This window comes from Streptococcus sp. HMSC072C09, assembly GCF_001813105.1.
GTDB lineage: Bacteria > Bacillota > Bacilli > Lactobacillales > Streptococcaceae > Streptococcus.
In genome coordinates, this window is sequence record NZ_KV811488.1 from 99,330 (window position 1) to 124,331 (window position 25,002).

At 36.1% G+C, this 25,002-nt stretch carries 25 protein-coding genes; all 25 read left to right on the forward strand.

The window, feature by feature from the left end; genetic code table 11:
- The first annotated feature begins 37 nt into the window (after positions 1-37).
- The 25 genes from HMPREF2893_RS02885 (at position 38) to HMPREF2893_RS03005 (ending at position 24,853) form a co-directional block, all read left to right on the forward strand.
- Positions 38-736, forward strand: coding sequence for a GntR family transcriptional regulator (locus HMPREF2893_RS02885; protein ID WP_003016564.1), 699 nt, complete (start codon positions 38-40; stop codon positions 734-736).
- Positions 737-974: 238 nt separating this feature from the next.
- Entirely contained in the window at positions 975-2,252 is a 1,278-nt protein-coding gene (locus tag HMPREF2893_RS02890) for a glycosyltransferase (RefSeq protein ID WP_070674128.1), read from the forward strand.
- Complete coding sequence (locus HMPREF2893_RS02895) at positions 2,249-3,226, forward strand: NAD-dependent epimerase/dehydratase family protein (RefSeq protein ID WP_070674132.1); 978 nt, start codon at positions 2,249-2,251, stop codon at positions 3,224-3,226. Before HMPREF2893_RS02890 ends, HMPREF2893_RS02895 begins: the two co-directional genes overlap by 4 nt.
- Complete coding sequence (locus HMPREF2893_RS02900) at positions 3,201-4,028, forward strand: MBL fold metallo-hydrolase (protein ID WP_070674135.1); 828 nt, start codon at positions 3,201-3,203, stop codon at positions 4,026-4,028. The genes HMPREF2893_RS02895 and HMPREF2893_RS02900 overlap by 26 nt, the downstream gene beginning before the upstream one ends.
- Entirely contained in the window at positions 3,994-5,259 is a 1,266-nt protein-coding gene (locus HMPREF2893_RS02905; RefSeq protein ID WP_070674138.1) for a F390 synthetase-related protein, read from the forward strand. The genes HMPREF2893_RS02900 and HMPREF2893_RS02905 overlap by 35 nt, the downstream gene beginning before the upstream one ends.
- Positions 5,260-5,271: 12 nt before the next feature.
- On the forward strand, positions 5,272-6,216 hold the full coding sequence (locus tag HMPREF2893_RS02910) for a 3-oxoacyl-[acyl-carrier-protein] synthase III C-terminal domain-containing protein (RefSeq protein ID WP_070674141.1): 945 nt from the start codon (positions 5,272-5,274) through the stop codon (positions 6,214-6,216).
- Positions 6,217-6,296: 80 nt separating this feature from the next.
- Positions 6,297-6,629, forward strand: a complete 333-nt coding sequence (locus HMPREF2893_RS02915) for a putative DNA-binding protein (RefSeq protein WP_003001435.1) — start codon at positions 6,297-6,299, stop codon at positions 6,627-6,629.
- Between the two features lie 2 nt (positions 6,630-6,631).
- Complete coding sequence (locus HMPREF2893_RS11185) at positions 6,632-6,847, forward strand: hypothetical protein (protein WP_037606554.1); 216 nt, start codon at positions 6,632-6,634, stop codon at positions 6,845-6,847.
- A 17-nt stretch (positions 6,848-6,864) separates the two neighbouring features.
- Positions 6,865-8,436 carry a signal recognition particle protein gene (ffh, locus tag HMPREF2893_RS02925; RefSeq protein WP_070674144.1) on the forward strand — a complete coding sequence of 524 codons (1,572 nt, stop codon included), beginning with the start codon at positions 6,865-6,867 and terminating at the stop codon, positions 8,434-8,436.
- Between the two features lie 66 nt (positions 8,437-8,502).
- Positions 8,503-9,270, forward strand: coding sequence for an alpha/beta hydrolase (locus HMPREF2893_RS02930; protein ID WP_070665792.1), 768 nt, complete (start codon positions 8,503-8,505; stop codon positions 9,268-9,270).
- 105 nt (positions 9,271-9,375) lie between these two features.
- Positions 9,376-10,359, forward strand: a complete 984-nt coding sequence (locus HMPREF2893_RS02935) for an acetylxylan esterase (protein WP_070674146.1) — start codon at positions 9,376-9,378, stop codon at positions 10,357-10,359.
- A 430-nt stretch (positions 10,360-10,789) separates the two neighbouring features.
- Entirely contained in the window at positions 10,790-12,547 is a 1,758-nt protein-coding gene (locus tag HMPREF2893_RS02940; RefSeq protein WP_004252826.1) for a DUF4365 domain-containing protein, read from the forward strand.
- Between the two features lie 128 nt (positions 12,548-12,675).
- Entirely contained in the window at positions 12,676-14,157 is a 1,482-nt protein-coding gene (locus HMPREF2893_RS02945) for an LA2681 family HEPN domain-containing protein (protein ID WP_004252828.1), read from the forward strand.
- A gap of 652 nt (positions 14,158-14,809) precedes the next feature.
- Entirely contained in the window at positions 14,810-15,409 is a 600-nt protein-coding gene (locus HMPREF2893_RS02950) for a hypothetical protein (protein WP_004252832.1), read from the forward strand.
- Between the two features lie 286 nt (positions 15,410-15,695).
- Positions 15,696-16,397, forward strand: a complete 702-nt coding sequence (gene pcfF, locus HMPREF2893_RS02955) for a lantibiotic protection ABC transporter ATP-binding protein PcfF (protein ID WP_004252834.1) — start codon at positions 15,696-15,698, stop codon at positions 16,395-16,397.
- Between the two features lie 4 nt (positions 16,398-16,401).
- Complete coding sequence (gene pcfE, locus HMPREF2893_RS02960) at positions 16,402-17,142, forward strand: lantibiotic protection ABC transporter permease PcfE (RefSeq protein ID WP_004252835.1); 741 nt, start codon at positions 16,402-16,404, stop codon at positions 17,140-17,142.
- The gene (gene pcfG / locus HMPREF2893_RS02965) at positions 17,142-17,882 is read left to right on the forward strand and encodes a lantibiotic protection ABC transporter permease PcfG (RefSeq protein ID WP_049517878.1); all 741 of its coding nucleotides are present in this window, start codon (positions 17,142-17,144) and stop codon (positions 17,880-17,882) included. Before pcfE ends, pcfG begins: the two co-directional genes overlap by 1 nt.
- A gap of 75 nt (positions 17,883-17,957) precedes the next feature.
- On the forward strand, positions 17,958-18,617 hold the full coding sequence (locus HMPREF2893_RS02970) for a response regulator transcription factor (protein ID WP_004252839.1): 660 nt from the start codon (positions 17,958-17,960) through the stop codon (positions 18,615-18,617).
- The gene (locus HMPREF2893_RS02975; RefSeq protein WP_023918143.1) at positions 18,608-19,975 is read left to right on the forward strand and encodes a sensor histidine kinase; all 1,368 of its coding nucleotides are present in this window, start codon (positions 18,608-18,610) and stop codon (positions 19,973-19,975) included. The genes HMPREF2893_RS02970 and HMPREF2893_RS02975 overlap by 10 nt, the downstream gene beginning before the upstream one ends.
- A gap of 526 nt (positions 19,976-20,501) precedes the next feature.
- Positions 20,502-21,380 (forward strand): aminoglycoside phosphotransferase family protein, encoded by an 879-nt coding sequence (locus HMPREF2893_RS02980; protein WP_070674147.1) that lies wholly within the window; start codon positions 20,502-20,504, stop codon positions 21,378-21,380.
- 131 nt (positions 21,381-21,511) lie between these two features.
- Positions 21,512-22,288 (forward strand): alpha/beta fold hydrolase, encoded by a 777-nt coding sequence (locus tag HMPREF2893_RS02985; protein WP_070674150.1) that lies wholly within the window; start codon positions 21,512-21,514, stop codon positions 22,286-22,288.
- Positions 22,289-22,320: 32 nt separating this feature from the next.
- A complete protein-coding gene (locus HMPREF2893_RS02990) occupies positions 22,321-23,058 on the forward strand; it encodes a DUF4336 domain-containing protein (RefSeq protein ID WP_070674153.1) in 738 nt (245 codons plus the stop codon).
- 259 nt (positions 23,059-23,317) lie between these two features.
- The gene (locus HMPREF2893_RS02995; RefSeq protein ID WP_070674158.1) at positions 23,318-23,611 is read left to right on the forward strand and encodes a type II toxin-antitoxin system RelB/ParD family antitoxin; all 294 of its coding nucleotides are present in this window, start codon (positions 23,318-23,320) and stop codon (positions 23,609-23,611) included.
- A complete protein-coding gene (locus HMPREF2893_RS03000; RefSeq protein ID WP_003003638.1) occupies positions 23,604-23,942 on the forward strand; it encodes a type II toxin-antitoxin system RelE/ParE family toxin in 339 nt (112 codons plus the stop codon). Before HMPREF2893_RS02995 ends, HMPREF2893_RS03000 begins: the two co-directional genes overlap by 8 nt.
- A 467-nt stretch (positions 23,943-24,409) precedes the next feature.
- Entirely contained in the window at positions 24,410-24,853 is a 444-nt protein-coding gene (locus HMPREF2893_RS03005; protein ID WP_023917885.1) for a GNAT family N-acetyltransferase, read from the forward strand.
- Positions 24,854-25,002 lie beyond the last annotated feature (149 nt).

Here is a 25,002-nt window from a genome sequence, read left to right on the forward strand (position 1 = left end):
CGCTACAATAGAGATAACACAGAGAAAGAGCAAGGTTATGATTCCAGCTTACATTCAAATTCATGATCAGATTAAGTCTGAGATTGATCAAAAAATATGGAAAATCGGGGAGCGTCTTCCCAGCGAACGCGATCTAGCTGAGAAATTTCAAGTGAGTCGGATGACGCTTCGTCAGGCTATTACCCTTCTGGTTGAAGAAGGAGTGCTTGAAAGACGTGTAGGAAGTGGTACCTTTATCACCAGCACGCGCGTTCAAGAAAAAATGCGAGGCACAACCAGTTTTACAGAGATTATGAAATCGCAAGGCAAGGAACCTTCTAGCCAAGTGATTTCTTACCGGAAAACCATTCCTAGCCTCCAAGAAGTGGACAAATTGGGCATTGATAAGACAGAAACCATCATTCGGATGGAACGGGTCCGGTATGCTGATGGGATCCCTGTTGTTTATGAAGTGGCCTCTATTCCAGAGAAATTTATTAAGAATTTCAATCGCGAAGAGGTTACCAGCCATTTCTTCCAAACCTTGGAGCGTCATGGTTATAAGATTGGAAAGTCGCACCAGACCATCTATGCGCGATTGGCCAAGGATAAGATTGCGGACTATTTACAGATTTCAAAAGGCCAGGCTATTTTAGGTCTGACACAGGTTTCTTATTTTGAAGATGGGACGGCTTTTGAGTATGTAAAAAGTCAGTATGTCGGCGAGCGGTTCGAATTTTATTTGGAAAATAACTAGGCTCGCAAATCGTAAAAATAGAAAACTCTTCAAATGTCCGAGGCAGATTCTCCGGGCATTTGGGAGCTTTTTTAGTGAGAACTCATTCTTTCTAAATAGTGATAGTAAAGGCAACATTGATAATTTTTAAAAATTTTTAAAAAAAATTTTATTTTTTCTTCAATTTTTGATTTTTTTTACGAATTAATAGATAGATGCAGGTTTTAAAGCTTAAATAAGAGATATAAGGCAGGAAAAAATGAAAAAAATTAAAATTGATGTGGTAGCTGTTCCCTTGAGTGGGCATCTGTACCCAACTTTAAATCTCGTTAAACCCTTATTAGATGATCCAACTATGGAAATCCGAGTTTTCACGGGTCCTCAGAAAAAAGCCGTCGCAGAAAGTCTCGGCTTCACAGTCGTTCCGATTCTAGAGGACAAAGTAGAAGAGTTTGAACGTGCGGCTAATAACGATAAGAAACACAATCTATTTTCAGCTTATCGGCAATTGTCTAGGAGTCTTGATTTGATTAATCATGTATCGGATCAATTGCTAGAGGAGTGGCGTGTCAATCGTCCAGATATTGTCATTGCTGACTTTATCACTCTATCAGCTGGTTTTGTGGCAGAACAGTTAGAAATTCCTTGGATTACCACCATGGCGACCCAATTTGCAATCGAAACTCCTTATGGTCCTCCTTGCTTCTTCGGAGGGATGGGAGTCGCGCGCACAAAGAAGGAAGAGAAGATCCAAGCACTATGCCGTAAACTCACGCGCATTGGAAAATACTGTGGCGCCTTCCTCTTACGCAAACGCTTAAAACGTTACAATTTCAAGTTGTACAATCAAAATGGAGTGGAGACCATCTACTCTCCTTATGCCATCTTTGGAATTGGTATGATGGAGCTTGAGTTGAAAACACATTTCCCTCATCAATATGCCTGGCTTGGCCCTTTGGGGACTTCTCTTGAAAAAGCTGAAGATTATCCTTTAGATCTCCGTCCTTACGACGACAAGACGAAGGTACTCGTGACATGTGGAACCCAGTTGCCTTGGGCAAAGGAGAATTTGCTAGAACAAACCAAGCATTTGGCCAAAGAGCATCCAGAATGTCACTTTTTCGTCACCTTAGGTGATGGGGCAAAAGACTTTTCTGAAGAAGAAGTAGCACCAAATGTGACGGTTGTCTCATATCTGCCCTACAAAGAATATATTCCGCAGATGGACTATGTCATTCATCATGGAGGAGCTGGAATCTTTTATCAATGTATCGAATTTAAAAAACCAGCCTTGATCTTGCCACATGATTATGACCAATTTGACTATGCGATTCGAGGAGTAGAAGCAGGAATTGCTTTTCAAGCTCATCGCAATCGCACCGAAGAGATTCAAGCAGGTTTCAATGCCCTATTAGAAAAAGAATCTTGGGAAAAGTTAGAGAGACTAAACAAACTTTCAAAAACCTACAAGCCGTTGGACACCTTGGAGTTTGAGATTCAACGGTTATTAAGACGTGGAACGGATGGAAAACTATGAAAATTCTTGTAACAGGTGCGACTGGCTTCCTTGGAAAATACGTGATCGAAGAGTTATTAGATCACGACTATTCCATTGTAGCTTTTGGCCGAAACGAAAAAAATGGGAAGGCTCTGGAAGGTGAGCGCGTCCAATTTATCAAAGGGGATTTGAGCTCTATTGAGGAATTAAGACAAGCCTTTCAGTCTGTTGATGCTGTAGTTCATGCAGGAGCTTTATCCACTGCCTGGGGACCTTGGAAGGCCTTCTATCAGGCGAATGTAGTTGGCACTCAAAATGTCCTTGAATTGTGCCGTGAATATGCGGTAAAACGCTTGGTTTACGTATCTTCTCCTAGTATTTACGCGGCTGGAAAAGATCAATTAAACATCATGGAAAGTGATGCTCCAAAAGAAAATCACCTCAACAATTATATCCGAAGCAAATTGGTGTCTGAAAAACTTTTTTCTGACTATCCGGATGTGCCAAGTATCATCTTGCGTCCTAGAGGATTATTTGGTGTGGGGGATACCAGTATTTTGCCTCGTGTCTTACGCCTCAGTCGAAAAATTGGAATTCCTTTGATTCGAGGAGGAGAGCAACTCATGGATATGACCTGCGTGGAAAATGTTGCCCTAGCCATTCGCTTGGCTCTGGAAGCAAAAGAAGCTCACGGACAAGTTTATAATATTACAAATGGGGAACCAAAGTCCTTTAAGTATTTGATCGAAACAACATTAAAGGGATTGGGAGAACCGATTCGCTATCGGAAAATTCCGGCAGGTCTTGTAGCAGGTGCGGCCTATAGCCTTGAAGGGGTATATCGTTTATTCCATCTGAAAGCTGAACCTCCATTGACTCGCTATACCTATTATCTCCTTCGATATAGCCAAACCCTCGATATTCAAAAGGCCCAAACCGAACTTGGCTACTATCCAAAAATGACTATTGAAGAAGGGATTGACAACTATGTCCAACATGATCAAGCGCATTGATTATTTTCCAGCAGGCTATTGTAGCAGTCATTCTGGTCTCTTATTTAAAGGAATTCCAAATGAAAAAATGCAATTTCCTGCAGGTGTCTTTTTGATTCAGCACCGTGAAAAAGGTTATATTTTGTACGATACCGGCTATCACTACGAGATTAAGAAAAAAGCTCGGTATTTCTGGTACCGTCTAGCCACCCCAATGCAGATGAAAAAAGAAGACCAGATCGATTATTTATTGCATGAGCGTGGGATTGACCCGGCATCCATTTCCTATGTGATTCTTTCGCATCTGCACCCTGATCATCTCGGCGGAGCAGCCCTTTTCCCAAATGCTCATTTCTTTGTCACCCAGGAAGTCTATGAGGTGTACCAAAAACCGAAGTTTAAAGATCTGATTTTTAAAGAGTTTTTGCCAGCTGACTTCAAGGATCGGGTGACTTGTCTCAAAGCAAATCAAAGGCATCCAGCTTTCCCTTACCGCCCGACTGCGGATCTTTTTGGGGATGGGAGCATTCTTGTTTCGTCCATCGATGGGCATGCGAGAGGGCAAGGCTGTCTTTATCTGGATGAGCTCAAGCTCTTTATTGGAGCAGATCTTTCTTGGGGAGTGGACCTCTTGCCTTACACACGGCAAATGCGACTGATCCCTTCCTTGGTTCAGGATGATAAGAAGGCTTATTTAAAAGGAGCTGATTTTCTGGAGACACTCTTGCAAGATGGTATTCAAGTTGTTGTCAGCCACGACCCGCAAGATCGGATTGAAAGGATTTTAAATGAAAAAAACAGTCTTTCTGAAAACCTTTATTGAAACCAGATGGTGCCACCGATTCCGTTCAAAAGAGGCCTTGAAGCGATACCAAGATAAGCAATTGGCACGCTACCATGCATTTATCACTTCTCAATCTCCCTATTTTCAAACCCATTCTCCCGAATCCTTTGGAACGATGGATAAATCGTTTATGATGACACATTTCAATGAACTCAATACCCTAGGGGTGGATCGAGATCAGGCTTTAGAAATGGCGATTCGCGGAGAACAGACGCGAGATTTTACTGAGATGAATGGAGAAGTAGCAGTAGGCTTGTCTTCTGGGACTTCAGGCCACCGAGGAGTTTTTGTCACCACAGAAAAAGAAAGAAGCATGTGGGCTGCAGCGATCTTAGCCAAGATGCTACCGAAAGGAAAACTGTTTGGTCATCGCATTGCCTTTTTCTTACGAGCGGACAATGAACTTTATCAAACCATTAATTCAGGCCTTATTCGCTTGGAATATTTTGATATTTTCAAGGATAGCAAGGAGCATTTAGAGCGTCTCAAAGACTATCAACCAACCATTGTGGTCGCACCAGCTTCAACCTTGATTGAGTTAGCCAACTATGTCAGCAATCAGCAACTTGCGATTCAACCTGTCAAGGTTGTTTCTGTCGCAGAGATCCTAGAAGATCGAGATGCACAGACCATCGCCAAAGCTTTTCAACTAGACAAGGTTGATCAGGTCTATCAAGCGACAGAGGGATTTTTAGCTTGTACCTGTTCAGAAGGCAATCTACATCTCAACGAAGATATTTTGTCTGTCGAAAAAGAGTATCTTGATGATAGCCGCTTTTATCCGATTATTACGGATTTCAAACGAACCAGTCAACCTATCTATCGCTACCGCCTCAATGATATTTTGGTGGAAGAAAAGTCTCCTTGCCCTTGTGGTTCCGTCTTTACTCGAATCGCAAAGATCGAAGGACGATCGGACGATATCTTCTATTTCAATAAAGAAGATGGCAGTAGCCAGATAATCTATCCGGATTTTATTCGACGGTGCATTCTCTTTGTCGAAAATATTCAGGACTATCAAGTAACTCAGTTGGCAGATGGATCCATTACCATTGCCTTGAGTCACCGGACAGAGTCTATGGAGCAAGCGATCTTTGCTCAATTTGAACTCTTAGCTCAGCAAAAACAATTCATTCTCCCAAGTATTCAATTTATCGATTACCAATGGGACCCAACACGTAAATTAAAACGTGTTCAACGACTTCAATAAAAGGAGAATCCTATGACTACTGTAAAAAGACATTTGCAAATTAAAGGCTATGGAACAGCGCTTCCAGCTCATACCGTAACTTTCAAAGACCAGACTCGTTACCGCGTGAAAGAAGGAGAAGAAACACAGATTGATCTTGCAGCGCGTGCGATTGAAGTGGCTTTAAACCATGCGGGGCTTGAAATGGCAGACATCGACTGCCTGGTTTCGGCTAGTGCGGTTGGAGTTCAGCCCATTCCTTGTACAGCTGCTTTGATCCATGAGCGCGTGGCCAAGGGACTGACGATTCCTGCTATGGATATCAATACCACTTGTACCAGTTTTGTATCTGCTTTAAGCACTGTTTCTTATCTGATTGAAGGTGGTGAATACCGTCGGGTTCTGATTGTATCTAGTGAAGTAGGAAGCCTAGGGCTAAATCCCAAACAAAAAGAAAGCTTTGAATTGTTTAGTGATGGAGCTGCAGCCTTTATTTTTGAAGCAACAAAGGAAGATAAAGGAATCATTGCCAGTATGCAACGTACCTGGTCTGAGGGAGCCCATGATACTGAAATTCGTGGTGGTTTGACAGCTTATCATCCGAAATTGTACTCTGAAGCAACCAAGACTGATTTCATGTTTGATATGAAAGGGAAGAAGATTCTTTTGCTTTCTGCCCGTGTTATTCCAGAAATGTTCCAAGAATTCCAAGAGAAATCAGGCATTTCTAAAGATGCTGTAGACTACATTATCCCTCACCAAGCAAGTCGTGCCTTACCACTCGTCATGGACAAATTGGGAGTTGGCAAAGACAAATACCTCAATATTGTCAGTGATTATGGAAATATGGTTTCGGTGGCCGTGCCTTTCGGCCTAGCCTATGCACTGGATCATGGCTATGTGAAGGAAGGAGATACCACCTTCTTGATGGGAACTGCAGCTGGGATGACGGTCAATATGTTGGCACTGAAACTCTAATGATGTATCCTCTTATTTCAAGCTCAAAAAGCATCAAGTCCCGCTAGTCTTTAGCGGGCTTTTTTGATATAATGAAAGGTATGGAAATTGAGAAAACCAACCGAATGAATGCGCTCTTTGAGTTTTATGCAGCGCTCTTGACGGACAAGCAGATGAATTATATCGAGCTCTATTACGCAGATGACTACAGCTTGGCTGAGATTGCAGAAGAGTTTGGAGTGAGCCGTCAAGCGGTCTATGACAATATTAAACGTACAGAAAAGATTTTGGAAGATTACGAAATGAAACTCCATATGTATTCCGATTACATTGTACGTAGCCAGATTTTTGATCAGATTTTAGAACGCTATCCGGAAGATACTTTTCTACAAGAGCAGGTTGAAATTTTATCAAGCATTGACAATCGGGAGTGATTATGGGCAGTCTGGTCATTTATCAAGGAATACCTTGCAAACTATTAGTCGCAGAGGAAGTATTTCCTACTCGACTACAGATTATCTCGCCCAATGATATCTCCAAGGCTATGCAAATAGGTTTTAGCTGTTGGGGATATCCAAATGAAATCATGAAAGAAGTCACACCCGAAGAACTAGAATGTTTGCAACATTTCGGACGATTTCCACTGAATTGAAAAAATAGGAGAAAATAATGGCATTTGAAAGTTTAACTGAACGTTTACAGAACGTCTTTAAAAATCTTCGTAAGAAAGGGAAAATCTCTGAAGCGGATGTCCAAGAGGCAACCAAAGAGATTCGTCTAGCCCTCTTAGAGGCCGACGTTGCCCTTCCTGTTGTAAAAGACTTCATCAAACGCGTCCGCGAGCGGGCTGTAGGTCATGAAGTCATCGAAACCTTGAACCCTGCCCAACAAATCGTCAAGATTGTCGATGAAGAATTGACAGCCATTTTGGGTTCAGAAACAGCAGAAATTATCAAATCTCCAAAGATTCCAACCATTATCATGATGGTCGGTCTTCAAGGGGCTGGTAAAACAACCTTTGCGGGTAAATTGGCCAACAAATTGGTCAATGAAGAAAACGCACGTCCTTTGATGATTGCGGCCGATATCTATCGTCCAGCAGCCATCGACCAGTTGAAGACCCTTGGTCAACAGATCAATGTTCCTGTCTTCTCACTTGGTACAGAAGTCCCTGCAGTTGAGATCGTTCGTCAAGGTTTGGAGCAGGCGAGAGCCAATCACAATGATTATGTCTTGATCGATACGGCTGGTCGTCTGCAAATCGATGAAAAACTTATGGGCGAGTTGCGGGATGTTAAAGCCCTTGCCGAGCCAAATGAAATCCTCTTGGTTGTCGATGCCATGATTGGTCAAGAAGCAGCCAATGTGGCGCGTGAGTTTAACGAACAACTCGAAGTGACCGGGGTCATTTTGACCAAGATCGATGGGGATACCCGTGGTGGTGCAGCCCTTTCTGTCCGTCAGATTACTGGGAAACCAATCAAGTTCACTGGTACTGGTGAAAAAATCACTGATATCGAAACCTTCCACCCAGACCGTATGTCTGGCCGGATCCTCGGTATGGGGGATATGCTGACGCTGATCGAGAAGGCTTCTCAAGAATACGATGAGAAACGCTCCCTTGAACTCGCTGAGAAGATGCGGGAAAATACCTTCGATTTCAACGATTTCATTGATCAATTAGACCAAGTTCAAAATATGGGACCAATGGAAGACCTGCTCAAGATGCTTCCAGGTATGGCCAACAATCCAGCCATGAAGAACCTCAAGGTCGACGAACGAGAAATTGCTCGCAAACGTGCGATCGTATCATCCATGACCCCAGCTGAACGAGAAAATCCAGATTTGTTAAATCCAAGCCGTCGTCGTCGGATTGCTGCTGGTTCAGGAAATAGCTTTGTCGAAGTCAATAAATTCATCAAGGACTTTAACCAAGCCAAACAGATGATGCAAGGCGTCCTCTCTGGCGATATGAACAAGATGATGAAACAAATGGGGCTTAATCCAAATAACATGCCGAAGAATATGCCTGGTGGAATGCCTGATATGTCTGCCCTCGAAGGTATGATGGGACAAGGTGGCATGCCTGACTTGTCAGCTCTTGGTGGAGGCGCTGGAATGCCTGATATGAGCCAAATGTTTGGTGGTGGTCTCAAAGGAAAAGCCGGCGAATTTATGATGAAACGGGCGATGAACAAGATGGCCAAACAAATGCGCAAGAATAAGAAAAAACGGAAATAATCGTTTCTAATATGGGCCTGGAACACACTGTTCTGGGTTCTTTTAGAAACTACTACTAGAGGAAACATGTTAAAAAAACTATTTCAACAAGTCATTCGTTTCTTTGCAAGATTGTTTTCTTCGCACAGCAAGCCCTTTGAATTCCCAAAAGGGTCGAAGAAACCTCCGATCAGACCGATTATCTTTGTACCTGGGAGTTCAGCCAGTATCCAGCGATTCAATGGAACCATCCGCATGCTCCATCGATTTTCTAGAAAAAAGCAAAGTCTTTTAAAAATAAAAGTCAACAAAGATGAGTCTATAGAGATGGAAGGAAGACTGAATACGAAAGAGCCGAATCCGATGATTGTGATTGGCTTTGAGAACAATCGAGATGGCTACAGCAATATCAAGCAGCAAGTTGAATCCCTTAAGATAGCTCTAACCTACCTTCTTGATCACTATCATTTTTCAGAGTTCAAGGCAGTAGGGCATTCTAATGGTGGACTGGTTTTGACTGGTTTATTGGAAAGTGGCTTTTTAGAGAAAAAGAAGGTAACCGTCAGCAAGTTGGCTATTATTGGCAGTCCTTACCAATTCAATCAAGAAATGTTTGACGATTTTCAAAAATGGAAGCATCGCCTGGGAAAAGAAGTACAAGTCCTTAATTTTGTCGGTAGCTTTGCTGGAAAATCAGATGGCATCGTCCCTCTTTCTAGCGCACAAGCAGCACAATCTATTTTTGACAATCAGGCCTATACAGAAGTGAATTTAAACGGTCGTAAGGCTCATCATTCAGCTTTACCCACTAATCCAGATCTAGTGAAACAATTAAGTCTATTTTTGAATCTATAATTAAATTACATAATTTCGGTTATGTAATTTTTATTTGTCTCTTGCAATCCTTAAGTAAATATGGTACATTTTTGGTAGCGATTACACATACCTAAGGAGGATTTTATGAAGGATCCTAAATTACTAGAGACAATGAAAGTTTACAAGGGACGGGATGATGTTCCTGATGATTTTGATAGCTTTTGGGATCAAGCCCTAGCAAAGATGACTGAACTGCCTGAATACAAGCTCGAAGAACGAGATTTCAGCATTCCAAATGTTCAATGTTATGAATTAACCTTTAAAGGAACACGAGATGGGCTTGTTTATGCGCGGGTTGTTCTCCCCAAAACGGATCAAAAAGTTCCCGTTATTTTCCATTTTCATGGCTATATGGGCCGTTGTTGGGATTGGTCCGACATGCTGGCTTATACAGTAGCTGGCTATGGTGTTGTGTCTATGGACGTAAGAGGGCAGTCAGGCTATTCAACAGACGGAGATCGTTCACCACTTGGAAATACGGTAAAAGGACAGATTATACGCGGAGCCGTGGAAGGTCCGGATCAGCTCTTTTATAAGGATGTCTACTTAGATCTTTACCAGTTAATTGAAATTGTAGCCAGCCTTCCTCAAGTTGACGACAGCAGACTTGCCAGCTATGGAGCCTCACAAGGTGGCGCCTTGGCTTTAGTTGCTGCTGGATTGAATCCTCGTATACAACGAACGGTAGCCATTTATCCATTCTTATCAGATTTCAGACGTGTATTAGAGATTGGAAACACCAGCGAGGCCTATGACGAGCTTTTCCGTTATTTCAAGTTCCATGATCCATTTCACGAAACCGAAGATCGTTTGATGCAGACTTTAGCCTATATTGATGTGAAAAATTTTGCCCATCGCATCAAAGGACAGGTTCACATGATTACAGGGCTGGATGATGATGTCTGTTATCCTGAAACGCAGTTTGCCATTTATAATCGATTAGAATGTCCAAAAGAGCATTTAATCATGCCAGAATATGCCCACGAAGCTATGAACGTTCAAGTCAATGATCGAGTCTATAATTGGCTCTGTGGTAGCAAGATTCCATTTCGATATGTAGAAAAATAAGTTACAGAAGAAAACAATCAGTAAATCCATGAGATTTGCTGATTTTATTGTGTTTAAAAGGGATCTAGGATAGAAAGAGATACAAAACAAACCTATAAAAACTAAAAGTTTATGTACAATTGACTTAACAAGAGCTAAATCATTGATACAACTGAATTAGAAGCATAAAGTACATTCTTTAAATAGTGTACTTTATTTTTATTTTGTACATTATTCTGGAGTGTTATTTTGTATGTTTTCTAGTACATAATATCATCTAATCGAAGAAATTGATTTGTACATTTTCGACTCTAATAGGTGTAGAAGAAGTGGTGGTTCAATTGTACATTTTTTGAAGCTTATTTAAGTTTCAATTGAACACAAGATATAGATTTTTATTTTGTTGATGGTATAATAAATAATACATAGTGTTATGTTATGAGGTGATAATTTGGCAAATAATAGACAAATTGAAACGTTAGGCGTTTCATATCTGGCAACATTTATTAACAGAAATAAGTTGCTTCAGACTTATTTCGATAACAATGATAAAACTCCAGCGTGGGATGGGGAAATTCATGTTCTTAAAAATGCTAGTGAGAAAAAGAGCGAAATATTTGGGAGAGTACCTGTCCAAATTAAAGCAACTAAACGTAAGAACAATTCAATGAAATCTTTCCCAGTAGATATGCGTGATTTAGAATTGTATTCAAAAAACGGTGGGGTAGTTTTATTCGTAGTTTGGTTAGATGAGAATAGCAATTTAAAAGATATTTATTATAAATCACTGCCACCTTTTTCTATAAAGAAAATAATTAAAAGAAGTAAATTAAAAAATAAGTCTGCAAATTATAAAACACTTTCGGTACAGATTCATAAACTAGATGAACAAAAAATTTATTCGATGTTAGTTGATTTTGTTACTAATAGTCAGAAACAGCATAGTTTTATAAATATCGATGGGATGTCAATTGAAAATATACCCAATAATAAAGAGATCAAGCTTTACTTTTATGGTCAGGGGCATGAAGGAATATTTAATTACCAGAAGGAACACGACCTCTTTCTTTATCTTAGGGATCCTGAAACTGCCATCGAAATTCCACTTGAAAATTCAATAGAGATTGTTGAAACTTTCGAAGCAACAGATTTAATTATTGAGATAGGAGATTATATTTTTGAAGATATAGAGAGACATTATTTTCCTGACGGAGAGGTACAGCTTCATTTTGGGGAAGGTTTTAAAATATCCTTTAACAATGGGAAAGCTCAACCTAAATTTAATTATTCAAGACCTAATATGCTGTCAGATGCTATAAAGTGTACTCAGGCACTTAAAGAACTAGGAAAAGTAGGATTTTTCACACTCAATGGTATTAGTATAGAACTAGATGAACGGTCTTTATCGGATATTAATTCGCTTGATTTAGATAGCCATATAAAAGAATTGTCGAAAATATCAAATTTCATAAAGAAAATGGGGATAAAAAAAGAGCTTGATTTATCCCTCTTTAATGAACAATCTCAAAGAAATTTAAATATCCTTAATTCAGGTCTAGTATTAAAAAACAAGGTGGCGTTAAATTACGAGGAATCGAAATTGTTTAATCTTAAGATTGCTAACATACATATTAGTACTCTATATGCATTTCATGAAGGTAATAATGGAACTATGATAGATATTTTCACTGAAACTCCTTGGTGCAGGAGAGGCGAGGATGAGGATATTTCTTTATTTGAGGTTTTTAGGCCCGAAGATTGGTTAACAATTGATAACTGTAACTTTGATTCGGTTATTGCCTCATACCAAAGATTAGTTGACTGTAGTGTAGAAAACGTGTGTGCTGACGATACCATAATAAAAATAGTTGCTGCAGCCGATATGACAGAAGAAGTTTCAAAAAAAGAACAGTTGCTTAACTGGGCTCAACGTCTTTCTGACTGGAACATGAACCATATAAAAGAAAATAGCATAAGCATCATAAATGATCTTCAAATTAAATATAGAAATCGTGAATTAGATAATACTGAAATAGAGAAGCTTACTAATATTTTATTAAATAATAAAGATAATGATGAAATTTGTTTTGGTGCATCAGTGTTATTAAAATCAAAACCACAAGCTGATTTATTTTGGACTAAGTTAGATAAAGAAACTCAAGAAAGATATCAGGTTTACCCTATTTATAATTTATATAAGGTATTATAACTTAAATTTATTGCAACTCGAATTTTTCTTAATCTTAATATGATAAAAGAGTTTTTATCTGATATGTTAGTTGAAGAACAAGAAAATAAAGGAAAATCAAATTTAAAATCGAAATATTTAGGATGAAGATGTTAACAAATAATCCAATTAATCATAGTGTACTTAAATTGTCAAAGGATTTCGATAATGCTTTTAAACATAAAAATATAGTGGAAATCTATAGACTAATAGAATTTGGAAAAAATATGGAAAATACTATTGATGATATTTCCAAAATTCAATTATTTTATTCTATTGGGACAGCATATGGTGATATATTTGAACTAAGTAATAACCTAGTATTCAACATAGATACCGATTGTACAGTTCAACAAATTTATTACTTTAGAAAAGCTATCGAAATTTCAAATAATATTGATATAGATCCTGAGAACAATAGCTTTATTCACCCATTATTATGTTCACTATACACCAATTACGCAAATCTATTAGATGCTTGTGGTAGAAAACAGTTAGCTATTAAGATGTATTGTAAATGTATACAAATCAATCCAAGATTCACAATGGCTAGTGGTAACTTGGCTATTTGTCTACATCATTATCGTAATTTTTTGAATGATAACGAACATCTTCACTTTATTAAAAAAATTAAAAATTTAATAGAAACAAGTATAACTGTTTCAGATCCAAACAGAGTTGATTATGCAGAAAAGCGATTTATTGAACTTTACGAACAATATCTTAATTATAAAGACTTAGATGAATGCTCTTGTAAAACCATCGATTATAATCCTAATTCACAAAAGTATCGCGAATGGTGTTGGAACAACGGGCTGTATCTTAATCCACTTAATGACTTACAAGCTGACGATATAAATAGATATGATGATAATCTTTTACTACCAAGTTTATTATTTCAATCAGATAAAGATTTAAACAAATATTTTTCTATGTTTAATCAAATTAAGCAAGAATATGTTTATGCGCGTTATCTCTGTTTTAATAGCATTGAGATTGATTCGGTTCATTATGCTGACGAGTATGTTAATCTTATTGATTGTCTAGACTACGTACAATACTCTATCAGAATTGAAGGATTAAAAGCAGCTTTTAAAACACTATATTCATTATTAGATAAAGTAGCAATGCTTATAAATGAATATTATTGTCTAAAAATCATGCCTCGACAAGTAAATTTTCATTCAATCTGGAGAACAAATAGTAATTTAAATAAATTGTTGGATAAAAATATTGGTTTGTCTTCTATATTCTGGATATCGAAAGATTTTGATAATGGTGATAATTCTTTAACAGCAAATCCACACGCAAAGCTATTAAAAACTATTAGAAATTATTTAGAGCATAGATTTACTAATATTACATTGAATTTTATTGATGTAAATAAAGACAATGACGAAAGCAGATTATATCTAACTGAAATTGAATTGCAAGAGTGTACATTAGATTTATTAAATCTTGTAAGAGAAGTTATTTTTTCATTAAAAAATGCCATTCAAATAAGTGAAAATGAAAAACAATCTACTCTAAGCAGTGAAGTTGCTTTAATTCCGATAAATTATGAAGAAGTAGATTTGGAAGATAAATTATAGCATTAAGCATACAATTTATGGTCGTTATAAAAAGCAATAGTCTAAATTCATTTAACTAATCGACTTAACTAGAGCTAAACCATTGATAAAACTGAATTAGAAGGATAAAGTACACTCATTAAGCAGTGTACTTTATTTTTGTTTTGTACATTATTTGTTGATTGCTTAATCAATACTACATCTCTATCAGGCAATTCAGACTCCATTTAGTCCTCTAAAACTCACGTTGAGGCGGTATCACTGCTTGTACGAGCTGAAGCATCAGCGAGGTAGAAGAAGATGTTCTGCCCATGGGACAGCTGTCTTAGAGTAAGGAATTTACGACGAAACGATACGGTAACAGCGAACCGCTGAGAGTGTTTCTCTGCTCTTAAAAGTGAACGAAAGAAATAATGAAAAGCGTGAAGGTAGCTTCTCTAATCGAATAGAGGGTAAGAATCAGAGTAATAGTTCAAGTATGGCTTCTGGATACTATAGTCTGACATGCTATCAATCTATTTCAGAAGCTGGACAAATTGTAATAACTTTCCTTGAAGGAACTGAGGTAGATTTATAAGAGACTGTGACTGGGAAGTTGCAGTCTTTTTAGGGGTTTAATGGTATAATGTAATTATAAATGTGGATATTGTCTAAATACTCTGGAGGACGCATAATGTTGAATTTAGTAAAAGGTCACCGAGTTACCTTGGTAGAAAACCTGTTTGAATCATTTACAAAGTTAACTGAACATCATTTGATGGCGAATGTACACTCAGAAAAAATATTAGAGGTTTTTCAACACTTTATTGCGATTCATGACGAGCCCTTGTTTTTTATTTTGGAATTGCCTGTCAGTATTGATAGAGAAAAAGTAATAGCAAAGAATATTATCAAGGAATCCCATAAGGATGTTTATTATATTGATGGTTGTTCAAGAGAGGAATGCCTAGAACTGTTGATTAGATACGGTGATTTGCTTGTTAATGATGGACTAAGTAAGTTTGGATTTGGTGGGCATAAAAGTCATGATGAGATCATGCTTGATAGCTATAATGTTGTGACAATTTATAGTAAAGAACTATCGAAATTTAATGACTTTTTTGAACCTCATAATATTCAATTTGTAGAAGAACTAGTGACAGCTTGGAAAACTTTTTCTAAGACCTCACCAGGAATCTCTGAAATCTATGAATGTAATGGAAAAACTGTTTATGATTTGCCTGAAGAATTAGCTGAATGGAGAATATATTTAGCTGAAACTCGAACAGAATAGGCATATCTATAGGATTAAAAAGAGAATACTTCAATTCCTTAAAATTTGATTTAGAGTAAGGTGGAGATTGAAGTTGTAAGATAAATAATGGTTATTTATGGCAGAACTCTGGTTCTGCCTTTTTTATTTATGAAGTATATGAAATATGGCATAAAAGACTAAAGAAAAAAATGCAAAACATTTAATATATTAGAATTTTCTTGCTACTTTTTAAAAATATTTTTTCCTTACAGAATCCTTAAAATTATTTTTTATACTATTTACAAGATTAAAGGAGGAATAAAATATGAACAAATATATTTTAGAAACAAATGAGCTAACAAAAGTTTTTGGAAAACAAAAAGCTGTAAATAATGTGTCATTAAAAATTGAGGAAAATTCAGTATATGGATTACTAGGACCTAATGGTGCAGGTAAATCTACGACATTAAAGATGATTACAGGTATGTTACACAAGACGTCAGGTGAAATTATGTTTGAAGGACATGAATGGAGTAGAAATGATTTATCAGATATTGGTGCTTTAATCGAGATGCCACCCTTATACGAAAATTTAAGTGCAAGAGAAAATCTTAAAGTTAGAACATTATTACTTGGATTGCCTGAAGCAAGAATTGATGAAGTTTTAGAAATTGTAGATTTAAAAAATACCGGAAAAAAGAAAAGCGGTCAATTTTCTTTGGGGATGAAACAAAGATTAGGTATTGCAATTGCTTTATTAAATAATCCTAAACTATTGATACTAGATGAACCGACAAACGGATTAGATCCATTAGGAATTCAAGAATTACGTGATTTGATACGTAGTTTTCCTGAAAAAGGGATAACAGTGATTTTATCAAGCCATATTCTGGCAGAAGTAGAACATACTGCAGATCACATAGGAATTATTCATGATGGAGAATTAAAATATCAAAACATCATTGATCATAATGAAAATTTAGAAGAACTTTTTATGGATGTTGTAAAGAATGGAAAGAGAGTATAGATTAATGAAAAATTATATTTTTGCAGAAACTTTGAAACACAAACACAGTTTTTTGTTGAAGATATTATTTATTGCACCAATTATATCTTTACTTGTTGCGTTTGTATTAATGCCATTATATTTTAGTGTAAATGCATATAATTGGTGGTATGTGATGATTATGCCAGCAACTTTCGCTTTAATACCAGCAATGATGCATAGAAAAGAAGAGAGAAAATTAAACTACCGAGCAATTTTTCCACTCAATATTGATTTAAAAACGATATGGATTTCAAAAATATTAACAGCTTCAATTTATCTAAGTATAACTGCTATTTTGCATATGCTAGGAGTATTTGTTTTTCAATTTTTCATTGGAGAACAATTAACAGGAAACTATGCATTCACGACATTATTATTCGCAAGTGTATTATTGGTTATAACTAACATATGGCAAGTTCCATTTTGTTTTTTCCTGGCTAAAAAGTTTGGGTTTATAGCAAGCATTGTAGTAAACGCTGTATTAGGTCTTGTGTTAGGAATTTTGTTAGCTGACGGTTCTATGTGGATTTATTGCCCTTATTCTTGGGGGATTAGATTGATGGTACCCGTTATGCGTATTTTACCGAACGGTATCCCAACAGAAGTATCAGATCCAATGATTTTAAACACATCCTTACTTGTTCCTTGTATTTTATCAATATGTTTGTTTACATTATTGACTTTCATTACTGCAAAATGGTTTTCTAAGCAAGAGGTGAAGTAATGATGAAAATATTAAAATCAGAGTTTTATAAATTGAAGCATACATGGATTCCCTGGGCTCACTTTATCTTACCTGTTTTATATGCACTAATATTTTATGGAGCAGCAACATTTACAAGTCTAAAAAATTTTTCTGATATGGATATCATACTGAATTATTTTGTGCTTTTAGGTGCTATCTTACCAATAATATTTGGTGCTATCACATCTAAGGTTGTTGACATGGAAGCAAGTGCTGGACGATTTCAAGTGATTCTATCAACTACAAAATCCAGAAGCAAGGCTTATGGCGGAAAACTTATAATGCTCTTATTGAGTTTTCTATTTTCTATAAGTTTAGCAGTTTTTATATTTGCAATGCTATTTGGTAATCAAGCGACTATGGCTTGGTTAATTGAATTATTATTAGTTTTTATAGGATGTTTATCTACATATATGATTCATTTATGCGTATCACTTATGTTAGGTGGTGGTGCATCTATTGGATTGGGATTTGTGGAAACGTTGATTGCTTTACTTTCAATAACCAATTTAGGTGAAAATATCTGGTATTATTTACCTTGTACTTGGGCATCGAGATTATCTGCAACATATATTGTTGGAAGTGAATTGGCTGATAGCTCATATTTAATTAAAGAGTTTACCATGTGGGGCTATGTAGCAATACCTATTACAGTAGTCATTTTTACTGGCTCTTTATTATGGTTCAATAGGTGGGGTGGAAAGTCAATCAGTGAATAATAGCTCTAAATGTATTTGTAAATGGAATATGGTATAATAATAATAAAATATTTATAAATATGGAGGTGGTTTGGTATGGCAAGAATTCTTGCTATAGATGATGAATTAGATATGCTGACTCTAATCAAGAATATTTTAATAAAAGGAGATCATATTGTTGATATTTACCAAACCACGGTAGATATTGATGAAAATAGTTTGGGGAAATATGACTTAATATTACTTGATGTAATGATGCCAGAGGTTGATGGAATCAGCTATTGTAAAAATATACGTAGCAAAGTGGATTGTCCGATTATCTTTTTAACTGCAAAAGCAATGGAAACGGATATAGTAGATGGCTTATTAAGTGGAGGAGATGACTATATTACCAAACCATTTGGTGTTGGTGAATTGTTAGCAAGGGTAGAAGCTCATCTGAGAAGAGAACAAAGAGAAAAACATTCGAGTTTAAACCTAGGGAATATAAGATTTGATTTATCCTCCAATCAAGTATTTGTGAAGGAAGAAGAAATTCATCTGACAAAGTCTGAGTATCAAATTTCTAAACTTTTAGCAAAGAGAAAGGGACAAGTTTTTTCAAGAGAACAAATATATGAAATGATTTTTGGATTTGATGGGATTGGTGATTCTTCTGCCATATCAGAACATGTAAAAAATATTAGAGCAAAGTTCTTAAAATTTGGTGAAAATCCAATTTCTACAGTTTGGGGGATTGGTTATAAATGGAATTAATTAGAAAAGGACAGTCGCTCAAAATAGTATTTCTTAAATACTTAATGACTGTTGGAGTTGGTTTAGGATGTGCCATCGTACTAGCTTTATTAACTTTTACAGCGTTTTATAGTGTTGGTTTGATTGTTCCGGCTAACCATACAGAAAATTTATTACAAAAAGATAAATATAAAATTTTAAATAAAATTGACTTTGATGAAGCATTGATACCTAAAGGAGCTAGCTATATGTTTTTATCGCCAGATGGTGAAGTGATAAAAACTAATATGGATGAAGCTATTCAACTGAAAGCTAAGAATTTTCACAATCATGAGGGATTTTCAACTCCATCTTCTTCATTTATAGAATTTAAAAGGAATGATGGATATGTATTAATCCATTATTCACTAGAGCCACGCTACAATAATGATTGGATGGAAAAATATTTCCCTAGCATAGATTTACTATTAATATTTTTATTAATCATTTTCTTTTTAATGAGTGCATTTGTGGCTACTCTAATCTGGGCAAAACGAATAACAAGGCAATTATCTCCAATGCTAGATGCATCAGATAAAATCGCCAACCATGAATTAGACTTTGAAATAGGAAGTTCAAATATCAAAGAATTTAATGATGTCTTAAATAGCCTTGATATAATGAAAAAAGCCTTAAGTGATTCATTAAGAGAGAATTGGATTAAAGAAGAGAATAAGAGAAGTCAGATATCGGCATTAATGCATGACTTAAAAACTCCGGTTTCTATTGTCCAAGGTAATGCTGAATTGTTAAAGGTAACTGATCTAACTGATGAACAAAAAGATTATGTAGCGTACATTATAAAAAATTCAACACGTATATCAGATTATACAAAAGCTCTGATGGAGATGAATCAGTCAATTAAATTAAACTCGTTGAATTTACAAAAAGTAAAGGTGTCAGAAATAATCGAAAGAGTTAGTGAAATAGCGAGAGAGATTACACTAATACATGACCGTACTATATCTAAATCTATTAATTGTGAAGATTCAGATGTAATGATAGATATACAATTATTTGAAAGAGTCATTCAAAATATATTTAGTAATGCTATTCAATATTCACCAGACAAATCCAACATTGAATTACTAATAATGACTACAGATAAGATACTTTCAATATCTGTGATAGACGAAGGCCCAGGATTTTCTAATGAGGATTTAAAACGAGGAACGGAGCAATTTTACCGTGGAGATAAGAGTAGACATTCAGCTACAAACTATGGTTTAGGTTTATATAATTCTTGGAAAATAATGTTATTACATAATGGACGCATCATATTAGAAAACAACTCGGATAAACATGGTGCAAGTGTAAAGTTAGAATTACCATTACTATAATAGAACAGGAATTGTTTTCAAATGGAATTTATTAAAAATATATCCTTTTTGCTTTTGGTGTAGAATAGAAAATTTACTCCGCTATCAAGCAAGAATCTTACATAGTAGAAAGCTAAATGAACTTTGATAACTGAACAAATTCTAAATGTTAACTTATAAATTTCTAGTAGGAACGGAAGAAAATCTGTGTTTAACTGCAACTAGTAAGTTGCAGTTTTTTATTTTGAATAATGATATAATAGGATAAGAAAATAATGAAAACGCTATATATTTGAAAGTTGATTAGGAAGTAGAAAGTATGAAAACAATTGATATGATTATTAAATCATCAACTGAATTTTATATCGATTTAGTTTATCAGCTTTCAGATACGGTGAGACACATTTTAACTTTATTATTAGGGAAAGCAACTAGATAGCGTATTATTAAGATATTTTTACATATTGGAAACTAAAGTGTAGACAAACTGGATGGGTTACTAGTGAAAACTGCAAGAAGTGTTGGAAAGTGAATCGGAGAGTGCGTGATGAATTTTAGTAGTAAGATAACCATAAATAAAGGCTGGTCAGATGATAAAAAATATTGTGTGACAGATCAAAATCAGCAAAAATATTTCTTGCGTGTTTCTGATAAGGAGAAGTTAGATTCTAAAAAATTTGAATTTGATATGATGGAGAAAGTGGCTTCTCTTGGAATTCCGATGTGTAAGCCAATTAGCATAGAACTCTGCGATGACGAAGTACATTCTTTACACGAATGGATAGACGGGAAAGATGCTCGAGAAACCATTTTAACTGTTTCGAAAGAACAACAATATACTTATGGAGTAGAAGCAGGAAGTATACTTCGAAAAATTCATTCACTTCCTGTTACAGAAGTTCGTGAAGATTGGGAGGTCTTTTATAATCGAAAAATTGATGACAAAATCTCCAAATACAAAGAATGTCCCGTTCAATATGAAAATGGTCAGATCTTTATTGATTTTTTAAATGCAAATCGAGAATTGTTAAAAGATAGACCTCAGGTTTTCCAACATGGAGATTATCATATAGGAAATTTCATGATTGGTGTAGATCGTAAAATTTATGTCATTGACTTTGATCGATTTGATCTTGGGGATCCTTGGGAGGAATTCAATCGTATTGTATGGTCTGCTCAAGTCTCTTCCTCTTTTGCGTCTGGTATGATAGATGGATATTTTGATCATAAGGTTCCGGATTTATTTTGGAAGCTTCTCGCTATCTATATTCTAAATAACATAGTTGGTGCTCTGTCATGGGCTGTACCTTACGGAGCTGAAGAAATATCAGTAATGCAACAACAAGCTAAGGAAATTTTAGAATGGTATGATGATATGAATCAAATCATTCCTAGTTGGTACTTGAACAAGAAGAAGACTGAATAATGTAAACGTTGGAATATCATTTTTGGAAAATATGACACGATTATTTGCCCAAATTTAAACACATCTGACTATCTTTAATATGGGTGATTTTAATCAATACAAGTTAAACTGGTATAGTAAGGAGTTTAAACATGAAATTCCATGAATTTGGTGATAGGAATTTGCCTTCTATCTTGCTGATACATGGCGGTGGCAGTTCTTGGTGGAATTATCTTCGTCAAGCACGGATTTTGTCAGAAGACTACCGTGTTATTCTACCCACTTTGAATGGCCACGGCGAAGAATATCACATCGATTATGTTTCTACGGAAGATTCTGCTTTTGAGATCCTAGACTATATCAAAGCAAACTGTGGTGGGAAGTTGTTTGCGATCGGTGGCGTTTCTCTTGGTGGTCAAATTGCCATGGAACTTTTGTCATTAGACAGCGAGATAGCTGAGAAGGTTATCATAGATGGAAGCCTCTGTATTCCTCAACCAAGGTTAGCTAAAATCAGCATCTTTCTAGTAGCTCTATTTGGTAAACTGATGTTCAGTAAATTCTCTTGCAAACTTCAATTAAGCATGATGGACAAACTCTATCCTAAACTGGCTTATCCAGAGGAAATAAAAGCTTATTATTTGGAGGATTTGCCAAGGACACCTATCAAAACATTGGTGACCATTTACAAAACCTATATGGGGTGTTACAAGTTGAAGGACACAATTTCTGCTAGCAAGGCGAAAGTTCTGTATATCTATGGTGAAAAAGAATTAAACTGTGTGAAAGCATCGGCAAAATTATTTCAGCAGCTACATCCAAATACGATCTTGTATGAAGCAAAGGGCTATAACCACGGCTATTTATCGGCTTACCTACCTCAAGAATGGATTGATTTGGTGGTACCATTTTTGGAGAATAACGATTGATTATACTTTATTAATTTAGAAAGCAGAGTTTCATGGAAGTCAAAAAATATAGTCCGCTCAATTCATTAAAAAAGATAGCAGATAACCTCTGGATTGTAGATGGGGAAGAAGTACTGATGAATTTCAAACTCTTCAAAGTGCCTTTTTCAACTAGAATGACAGTTATCCGTCTGCAGAATGGTGGTCTTTGGGTGCATTCGCCGATTAATCCTAGTGATAATTTACTTTTTGAAATCAAGCAATTAGGTGAGGTAAAACACCTTATTGCACCCAATGTCTTACATTATAGTTATATAAATGAGTGGCACGAACTATTTCCGGAAGCAGAAGTATGGCTAGCTAGTGGTGTTCAAAAGCGTGCCAGAAAATCGGGAATGAATTTATATTATGGTCATGAACTAGAGAAAGCCAATTGGAACGAAGAAATTCTTTTTACGATATTTGAGGGAAGTTTTTATGTGAAAGAGGTTGTTTTTTTCCATACTGAAAGTTCAACTCTAATTTTAACGGATCTTATTGAAAATATAGAAGCTGAGAATTTATCGCTTTTTGAAAAGCTACTTTTTAAAATAGGTGATAATCACTATCCAAATGGTAAAACACCAAGAGATTTAAGAATGAGTTTCTTTTTTGGTAAAAAACAAGCTTTGAGGAGTTATCACAAAATAAAAAAATGGGATCCTAAGAATATTATTATTTCTCATGGACCGTGTATCATTGGACAAGCAAAAGAGATGTTAAACCAAGCGTTCTTTTGGCTAGAGAAATAGGAATTTACTATAAAGAAATTAATAAAATATATCTAATATAATTGACTACAATTACTTGGAGTTGTTAAGTTAAGATGTGGAATCTACTTAAATTGTTGATTCTAAGAGGTATCAGATGACACGAGAGAAAGAATATAGATTAACTAACGGTATCTCTTAATTAGATTTAGTGAAAGAAGAATCCATTTTTCACTTGAATCCCTTCTCTTTCGTATGGTAGAATGTATATACAAATTGTATGTACAAAGGAGAGGTAGAAATGGCAAACACGAAAGCAGTGAATTTTCGAGCAGATGAGATGTTTTACCAGAAAACAAAAGAGGTACTTGCAGATCAAAAAATTTCTGTGTCAGATGTCCTAAATGCAGTACTTCGAAAAGTTGCCAACGGGACTGTGGATCCAGAAGAATTTGTTTCGAGTGATTTGCAGGACAAACAGTATCAGGTAGCCTTTGAAGATTTAAAGAAGGAGATTTTAGTGGGGCACCAGGAAATCGCTCAAGGAAAAGTTACTTCTGTAGCCGATGTGAGAAAGGAATTTAGTCTTGACTAACTTGAAGCGCTATCAGGTCTTTCTTGCAGATCGTGCTAAGCAGGACTTGCGTGACATTCACGACTATATTCTTGTGAATTTTTATAGCCAGCAAGCTGCAGATGGCAAAGTTGATTTGCTATTAAGTGCTCTTGAGACCCTAGAACTCTTTCCAGAATCCTGTCCTCTGGTATCAAGCCGGGGCTATGGTGAGATGACGAATGATGGAAAACCCTATCGTTATATGCCAATAGAGAACTATCTCGCATTTTATTATATGGAGAAGCATAGGGTGTATGTTGCCCGTATATTCAGTGCAAAGCAGGATTGGGTCAAGATTTTTTATAAGTAGGATGAGGGACCCCCATGTTAAAATCCAATAAGCTGATTATTTTTTTAATTTCTCTACCTTTTCTGATGGTCCTTGTTTTCTATTCTCTTAGTGAGCATCCTTGATATAGTGATGATAGTAATTTCATTAGAAATCATGAAGCTGCTATTAAGAGTGAGATCATCGCACACTTAGCCCAGGAAAAGCAAGGCATAAAGTCCGTGACCTTATTGCCAAATACTGCTAGAGGAGAGTATGATAATGGTGGTGATGTAAGTGGACATTACCATATCTATTTTACAGCCTATGCTGATGATAACCCTGAGAGGACGTTAAGAGTAGAATTATCCTTCCCCGATGCCAGCATTCCCCCTTTTACCTTGTTTCACCCTAACCCTTATAAAAGCAAGAGCCAAAAGATGGCCAATTGGTTGATGGGGAATATTGAAGTATCAAAGGAAGCGTCTAAATAGAAATAAGAACAAGTCATGATGAATAGAATAGTAGATGATCAGATAGTGCTTATTCCTTATTATAGGAATGATGAGATCTCCCTTCTTTGGTATCAAGATAGTGAGGTTTGCAAACAAGTTGATAATACTGAACAGATTTACGATCTAATAAAACTTCATAAAATGTATGATTACCTAACTTCACATGGTTCTTGCTATTATATCCAATATGAGGGAGTGTTAGTTGGAGATGTGACACTTCAAGATAACTCAGAACTTTCTATAGTGATCAGCAAAGAGTATCAAAATTTACAGATCGGAAGACGATGTATTTCTAAAATGATACAGCTGGCCAAAGAAAAAGAGATGGTTAAGGTAACTGCTCAAATTTATCCTTTTAATACCCAAAGTCAAAGAATGTTTTTGGCTTTGGGATTTCAGAAAGTAGATGAAAAGTTGTATGAATATACGTTGATATAGAACAGTTGTATATCTCCATATATATTAAGACTGTAATCTACTGTTTATAAAACAATGTTCATGAAAAATAGAGTTAAAGGGTACCTACTGATACATGGACAAGAGGTTTTTTCAGAAATCTAAAAATGAAGAGAACACCAACAGATGAT

Excerpts from the sequence above, each read along its gene's own strand:
- HMPREF2893_RS02890 (WP_070674128.1), top strand. The coding sequence starts at position 975 with ATGAAAAAAATTAAAATTGATGTGGTAGCTGTTCCCTTGAGTGGGCAT.
- HMPREF2893_RS02995 (WP_070674158.1), top strand. The coding sequence starts at position 23,318 with ATGGCAAACACGAAAGCAGTGAATTTTCGAGCAGATGAGATGTTTTAC.
- HMPREF2893_RS02900 (WP_070674135.1), top strand. The coding sequence starts at position 3,201 with ATGTCCAACATGATCAAGCGCATTGATTATTTTCCAGCAGGCTATTGT.
- HMPREF2893_RS02985 (WP_070674150.1), top strand. The coding sequence starts at position 21,512 with ATGAAATTCCATGAATTTGGTGATAGGAATTTGCCTTCTATCTTGCTG.
- HMPREF2893_RS02970 (WP_004252839.1), top strand. The coding sequence starts at position 17,958 with ATGGCAAGAATTCTTGCTATAGATGATGAATTAGATATGCTGACTCTA.
- HMPREF2893_RS02950 (WP_004252832.1), top strand. The coding sequence starts at position 14,810 with ATGTTGAATTTAGTAAAAGGTCACCGAGTTACCTTGGTAGAAAACCTG.
- HMPREF2893_RS03005 (WP_023917885.1), top strand. The coding sequence starts at position 24,410 with ATGATGAATAGAATAGTAGATGATCAGATAGTGCTTATTCCTTATTAT.
- HMPREF2893_RS02905 (WP_070674138.1), top strand. The coding sequence starts at position 3,994 with ATGAAAAAAACAGTCTTTCTGAAAACCTTTATTGAAACCAGATGGTGC.
- pcfF (WP_004252834.1), top strand. The coding sequence starts at position 15,696 with ATGAACAAATATATTTTAGAAACAAATGAGCTAACAAAAGTTTTTGGA.
- HMPREF2893_RS02990 (WP_070674153.1), top strand. The coding sequence starts at position 22,321 with ATGGAAGTCAAAAAATATAGTCCGCTCAATTCATTAAAAAAGATAGCA.
- HMPREF2893_RS02885 (WP_003016564.1), top strand. The coding sequence starts at position 38 with ATGATTCCAGCTTACATTCAAATTCATGATCAGATTAAGTCTGAGATT.
- HMPREF2893_RS02895 (WP_070674132.1), top strand. The coding sequence starts at position 2,249 with ATGAAAATTCTTGTAACAGGTGCGACTGGCTTCCTTGGAAAATACGTG.
- HMPREF2893_RS02975 (WP_023918143.1), top strand. The coding sequence starts at position 18,608 with ATGGAATTAATTAGAAAAGGACAGTCGCTCAAAATAGTATTTCTTAAA.
- HMPREF2893_RS11185 (WP_037606554.1), top strand. The coding sequence starts at position 6,632 with ATGGGCAGTCTGGTCATTTATCAAGGAATACCTTGCAAACTATTAGTC.
- HMPREF2893_RS02915 (WP_003001435.1), top strand. The coding sequence starts at position 6,297 with ATGGAAATTGAGAAAACCAACCGAATGAATGCGCTCTTTGAGTTTTAT.
- HMPREF2893_RS02935 (WP_070674146.1), top strand. The coding sequence starts at position 9,376 with ATGAAGGATCCTAAATTACTAGAGACAATGAAAGTTTACAAGGGACGG.
- HMPREF2893_RS02930 (WP_070665792.1), top strand. The coding sequence starts at position 8,503 with ATGTTAAAAAAACTATTTCAACAAGTCATTCGTTTCTTTGCAAGATTG.
- HMPREF2893_RS02945 (WP_004252828.1), top strand. The coding sequence starts at position 12,676 with ATGTTAACAAATAATCCAATTAATCATAGTGTACTTAAATTGTCAAAG.
- ffh (WP_070674144.1), top strand. The coding sequence starts at position 6,865 with ATGGCATTTGAAAGTTTAACTGAACGTTTACAGAACGTCTTTAAAAAT.
- HMPREF2893_RS02910 (WP_070674141.1), top strand. The coding sequence starts at position 5,272 with ATGACTACTGTAAAAAGACATTTGCAAATTAAAGGCTATGGAACAGCG.
- pcfE (WP_004252835.1), top strand. The coding sequence starts at position 16,402 with ATGAAAAATTATATTTTTGCAGAAACTTTGAAACACAAACACAGTTTT.
- pcfG (WP_049517878.1), top strand. The coding sequence starts at position 17,142 with ATGATGAAAATATTAAAATCAGAGTTTTATAAATTGAAGCATACATGG.
- HMPREF2893_RS02980 (WP_070674147.1), top strand. The coding sequence starts at position 20,502 with ATGAATTTTAGTAGTAAGATAACCATAAATAAAGGCTGGTCAGATGAT.